The sequence below is a fragment of the Salinivibrio sharmensis genome (assembly GCF_001995985.1).
Classification (GTDB): domain Bacteria; phylum Pseudomonadota; class Gammaproteobacteria; order Enterobacterales; family Vibrionaceae; genus Salinivibrio; species Salinivibrio sharmensis.
In genome coordinates, this window is the sequence record NZ_MUFC01000031.1 from 1 (window position 1) to 5,520 (window position 5,520).

The following is a 5,520-nucleotide window of genomic DNA, read 5'->3' on the forward strand; positions in this document are numbered from 1 at the left end:
CTTTTTGTACTAAAGTTACATGTTATTTTTGTGATGCGTGTCGGTATAAAATATAGTTTAGATGTTAAAAGTGAGAGGTGAGTCAATAAATCCCCGTTATCAGTTCTCTTGAAAAAATGTGTGGTAAATTGACTGGGTACTTACTAGTCAGACGGTTTTGGCGAACCGTTCTACCACACACGTTCTATGAGAACATCAAACGGGGTATTGTTATGATATCATCTGATACCAAGATCAAGATACAGAATTTTGGTCGCTTCCTCTCAAACATGGTGATGCCTAATATCGGCGCATTCATTGCTTGGGGGATTATTACCGCACTATTCATTCCAACCGGTTGGGTCCCCAATGAGACATTGGCGGCCATGGTCGGTCCCATGATTACTTATCTATTGCCACTACTGATCGGCTACACCGGCGGTAAACTTGTTGGCGGCGAACGCGGTGCGGTTGTCGGCGCGATTACCACTATGGGGGTGATTGTTGGGACGGATATTCCCATGTTTATGGGCGCGATGATGGTTGGTCCACTCGGCGGCTGGGCGATCAAAAAATTCGATGCCTATGTCGATGGCAAAGTGAGAAGCGGGTTTGAGATGTTAGTGAATAACTTCTCTGCCGGTATTATCGGTATGCTTTGCGCGATTATCGCATTCTTCCTTATCGGCCCGTTCGTAAAACTCTTATCCAGTGGCCTCGCGGCAGGTGTGGAGTTTTTGGTCTCAGCGCACCTCTTGCCATTGACGTCGATCTTTGTTGAGCCAGCTAAAGTCCTGTTCTTAAATAATGCGATTAACCACGGTATCTTCTCACCGCTGGGCATTCAACAAGCCTCAGAGGCTGGCAAGTCGATTTTCTTCCTCATTGAGGCCAACCCAGGCCCAGGTTTAGGCATTTTGTTGGCCTACATGGTGTTTGGTAAAGGCACGGCACGCCAAACCGCGGGCGGCGCATCCATTATTCACTTCTTCGGTGGTATTCACGAAATCTACTTCCCTTATATTTTGATGAATCCACGCCTTATTCTTGCCGCGATTGCCGGTGGTATGACAGGTGTGTTCGTTCTCACTGTGTTCGATGCAGGCATTGTGTCGCCCGCTTCGCCAGGCTCTATTTTTGCTGTGCTGTTAATGACGCAAAAAGGCTCGATTGTCGGCGTCTTAGCGTCAATTATTGCCGCAGCCAGCGTGTCATTTGTGGTAGCCGCTTTGCTGATGAAAACGCAGAAAAGCACAGAAGGTGATGGTGACGAAGCCTCACTCGACGAAGCAACCGCCAAAATGAAAGACATGAAATCAGGCGCTAAAGCAAGCACCTCCGCCCCCTCTTCTGCGCCTAAAGCCTCGGTTAACTTTGCTGACGTAAAGCATATTTTAGTTGCCTGTGACGCTGGCATGGGCTCAAGTGCCATGGGTGCCAGCTTGCTGCGCAAAAAAGTGCAAAATGCAGGCTTGAACGTTGGTGTCACGAATATTGCGGTCAATAATCTGCCTGAGGATGCGCAGATTGTGATCACGCATAAAGATCTGACCGAGCGCGCACGCACTCACGCACCAGCAGCACACCATATTTCACTCAATAACTTTTTAGACGGCGATGTGTACGGCCAGTTGGTTACCCAAATTCTTGCCGCGCAGTATCCCGCGGCAAACGATCCGCAAGTGCTTCAGGTTCCAACAACGGCGGCAAATGACGATAGTTTCGAGCCAACCCCGGCACCTGCTTTTCAACTGCAGCGTAAAAACATTCATCTTGGCTTAACGGCCAAAAACAAGGATGAAGCGATTCGATTTGCCGGTGAGCAACTTGTCAAACTTGGCTACGTGGAGCCAGGTTATGTCGACGCGATGTTTGAGCGCGAGGCATTGACCCCCACTTACCTCGGGGAGTCGATCGCCGTCCCTCATGGCACCGTTAAAGCAAAAGATGGCGTCAAACAAACGGGTATTGTGGTGTGTCAGTATCCGTCTGGCGTACAGTTCACCGACGACAAAGAGGATATTGCCAAGTTGGTGATTGGCATTGCCGCCAAAAACGATGAACATATTCAAGTAATTACCGCCATTACGAATGCGTTAGATGAGCCAGATGCAATAGACATTCTCACCAGTACAGACAGTATTGACGAGGTCCTCAATCTATTGAGTGATGAAAACGTCACCCATGTGACGTCATCCCATTAATCAGCCCAATAGGCCACCTCGGTGGCCTCTCATCACCATCGTTTTTAGTTTGAGGTAAATATTATGAAAAATGCTGTTCATTTTGGTGCCGGTAATATCGGTCGCGGCTTTATCGGAAAATTGCTCGCCGATGCCAATGTCGAGGTCACCTTTGCCGATGTCGATGCGCCCCTTATTGACCAACTTAGTCACAAACAAAGCTACAAGGTTAAAGTGGTAGGTAACGACTGCCATATCGACACGGTTTCTCATATCACGGCGGTCAATTCGGCAAGTGATGATGTTATCGAAAAAATCGTAAAAACGGATTTAGTGACCACGGCTGTTGGCCCCAATGTGCTTGATATCATTGCCAAGACCATCGCCACCGGCATTGAAAAACGTTTCGCATCAGGCAATGAGGCCCCGCTAAATATCATTGCCTGTGAAAACATGATCCGTGGTACGTCGCATCTCAAAGGCGAAGTCTATAAGCACCTTGACCTCGCATTACATGAGAAAGCAGACGCACTGATAGGTTTTGTCGACTCCGCAGTTGATCGCATTGTACCGCCGGCGGAAGCAGCGAACGATGATCCCTTAGAAGTCACGGTAGAAAGCTTCAGCGAGTGGATTGTGGACGAGCAACAGTTCAAAGGCGACATCCCAGACATTGCGGGCATGGAGAAAACGCAGAACCTCATGGCGTTCGTCGAGCGCAAGCTTTTCACTTTGAACACGGGCCATTGTATCACGGCGTATTTGGGTTGCTTAAGCGGCCACCGCACCATTCGTGAAGCCATTACCGATCCGCAAATTCATGCGGTGGTGAAACAGGCCATGGAAGAAAGCGGCGAAGTGCTTATCCAACGTTACGGGTTTGATCGCGCGGCTCACCAAGCGTACATCAAGAAAATTTTAGGACGTTTCTCAAACCCCTACTTGATTGATGAGGTCGATCGTGTTGGTCGCCAGCCGATCCGAAAGCTAAGTCAGAACGATAGGCTTATCAAGCCATTACTGGGTACAATAGAGTACGGCACAGATAACCAAGCCTTGTTAAAAGGCATCGCGGCAGCATTAAAGTACACCAATAAAACAGACCCACAAGCGGAAGAGCTTCAGGCATCTTTGGAAGAGGTAGGCGTTAGAAAGACGTTGGCGACATACACCGGCTTGGCAGAAGACTGCCCGGAAGTTGAGGCCATCGACACCCTGTACCAACAATTGTAAACCGCGCACTTCAAAGGGGGAGTTTCGCTCCCCCGTTATAACAATAAGCAGTATTGAGGTTATGGCAGAAAATTTCGACGAAACAGACATCATTGAGCGATTAAACCAAGCGCCCACCGTGCGTGGCTTTTTTGTTGCCGCGGTGGATACCTTTGAGGCGTCTATTGATGGCTTGATTAAGCGGGTTTTTCGCAAAGATAACTTTGCGGTAGAGTCGGTTGTCGGCCCATTGCTGCACGACACGGGGCCGCTGGGTGATCTTTCTGTGCGATTGAAACTCTTATTTGGCCTAGGCGTGTTATCAGATGACGCTTATCACGATATTGAACAAATCATTAAGCTTAAAAACCAGCTAAGTAATGATGCTGACGACTACCAGTTCACCGATCCTAAAGTACTGGATGCGGTAAAAAAGCTTCGTAAAGTCGACAATATGAGCATGATGCAGCGCGATATAGAAGCGCCAGAGGATGATGTGGATATTGAGTTTTATCAGCTACAACTGCAGCGCCAACAGCAGGTGATCCGCTCAGGGTTGTCACTCGCGATCGTGGAAATCTGCAATGAATTAAGCAAAGAAAGCCCTTTCTAATGCACCAACATTTACCATCACTAATGAAGCAAATAGCCTGATAGGGTTAACCACACGCCTAGCGCGAACGCGCCACCAAGAATCATGGCTTCAACGAAGTAAGCCTTAATCACGTTATACAATTTCATACCCAGCCAATCTTTTTTTATCTTTCGGGTATCAAATCAAAAAAAGATGCAGCTTGTCTACCATTACATACAAAAAGCGCTATATTGGATCACATAAGGCTTGATATAGATTGATTTTTAGACATAAAAAAAGCGAGCCACGAAGCTCGCTTTATAGACAGAGGAAGAGACGACAATCAGGCCATTGCCATGGCTTGTTGTGCGATCACCAGCTCTTCGTTGGTTGGGATCACCAGTGCTAGCGGTGACGCTTGGGTGGTGATTTGTCCTGCGGCACCAAATCGCGCGGCGGCGTTGGCATCGGCATCCGCTTGATAGCCGAAAATGGCCAGCTCTTTTAAGATCATCTCCCGCACTGGCAGTGAGTTTTCGCCAATTCCGCCTGTGAAAACAATCGCATCCAAGCGGGATAAAGGCACCATGTAACTTGCGATGAATTTTGCAACGCGATAAGCGAACATTTCTAGCGCCAATTGCGCGCCTTTATGGCCCTGCTCTGCCGCCTCGACCAAGCCTCGGCAATCGTTCGTTAATTCCGAAACACCAAGTAAACCGGCTTTATCGATCAGCTCATGATGAATTTCATCGGTACTCAGGCCTTTTTTGGAAAGAAACTCAAGAATGGATGGGTCGATATCGCCACAGCGTGTGCCCATCATCAATCCCGCCAATGGTGTGAAACCCATGCTGGTATCGACACTTTGGCCATCTTTCACCGCACACAAAGAAGCGCCGTTGCCTAAATGAACGGTGATCACGTTGGTTTGTTCAGGCGCTTGGTTAAGCCATTTTGCCGCTTCACGGCTCACGTAATAATGGCTGGTACCGTGGAACCCGTAACGGCGAATACCGTAGTCATTGTAGAGCTGACGCGAAATCGCGTAATGGTAAGCTTTTTCTGGCATCGTTTGATGGAATGCGGTATCGAAAACCGCGACTTGCGGCAAGCCTGGGAAGGCTTTACGTGCCGCTTTAATGCCCACCACGTGCGCAGGGTTATGCAGTGGCGCCAAGGCTTTTAGCGCATCAATTTGCGCCAGTACGGCATCGTCAATCAAGGTAGCTTGGCTGAAGGTTTCACCACCATGTACCACACGGTGGCCAACGGCCTGCAGTTTTTCACTCAATTGGTTGCTTTCGATAAGGCCCACAATGATGTCCATGGCCTCTTGGTGGTGGTTGCTTCCTGCACTTAAGGTTTTCTCGGTTTTTTCACCGTCGGCTTTCCAGCTCATCCGCGCGTCATCGCGCCCAAAGCATTCTCCAGCGCCGGAAATCGCAGCATCGCCAGTTTGCGCATCCATCAGGGCAAATTTTAACGACGAGCTACCTGAATTAATAACGAGTACCAGTGCATCACTCATAGGGTTACCTTATTGGCAGAATTGGGGTCACGGCTCACAGC

Annotated in this window: 4 protein-coding genes; 3 read left to right on the top strand and 1 reads right to left on the bottom strand. The window is 48.8% G+C overall.

Annotation, left to right across the window (positions count from 1 at the left end; genetic code table 11):
- Nucleotides 1–212 precede the first annotated feature (212 nt).
- The 3 genes from BZG74_RS15330 to BZG74_RS15340 all read left to right on the top strand — a co-directional run bounded on the left by BZG74_RS15330 (nt 213) and on the right by BZG74_RS15340 (nt 3,987).
- Nucleotides 213–2,183: a PTS mannitol transporter subunit IICBA gene (locus BZG74_RS15330; RefSeq protein WP_077773336.1), complete on the top strand. Its 1,971-nt coding sequence runs from the start codon at nt 213–215 to the stop codon at nt 2,181–2,183.
- Between the two features lie 63 nt (nt 2,184–2,246).
- Complete coding sequence (locus BZG74_RS15335; RefSeq protein ID WP_077773337.1) at nt 2,247–3,395, top strand: mannitol-1-phosphate 5-dehydrogenase; 1,149 nt, start codon at nt 2,247–2,249, stop codon at nt 3,393–3,395.
- Nucleotides 3,396–3,456: 61 nt separating this feature from the next.
- The gene (locus BZG74_RS15340; protein WP_077773338.1) at nt 3,457–3,987 is read left to right on the top strand and encodes an MltR family transcriptional regulator; all 531 of its coding nucleotides are present in this window, start codon (nt 3,457–3,459) and stop codon (nt 3,985–3,987) included.
- A gap of 304 nt (nt 3,988–4,291) precedes the next feature.
- Here the strand turns inward: BZG74_RS15340 and BZG74_RS15345 are convergent, their stop codons facing one another.
- Nucleotides 4,292–5,479, bottom strand: a complete 1,188-nt coding sequence (locus BZG74_RS15345) for an acetate kinase (protein WP_077773339.1) — start codon at nt 5,477–5,479, stop codon at nt 4,292–4,294.
- Nucleotides 5,480–5,520 lie beyond the last annotated feature (41 nt).

Excerpts from the sequence above, each read along its gene's own strand:
- BZG74_RS15330 (WP_077773336.1), top strand. The coding sequence starts at position 213 with ATGATATCATCTGATACCAAGATCAAGATACAGAATTTTGGTCGCTTC.
- BZG74_RS15335 (WP_077773337.1), top strand. The coding sequence starts at position 2,247 with ATGAAAAATGCTGTTCATTTTGGTGCCGGTAATATCGGTCGCGGCTTT.
- BZG74_RS15340 (WP_077773338.1), top strand. The coding sequence starts at position 3,457 with ATGGCAGAAAATTTCGACGAAACAGACATCATTGAGCGATTAAACCAA.
- BZG74_RS15345 (WP_077773339.1), bottom strand. The coding sequence starts at position 5,479 with ATGAGTGATGCACTGGTACTCGTTATTAATTCAGGTAGCTCGTCGTTA.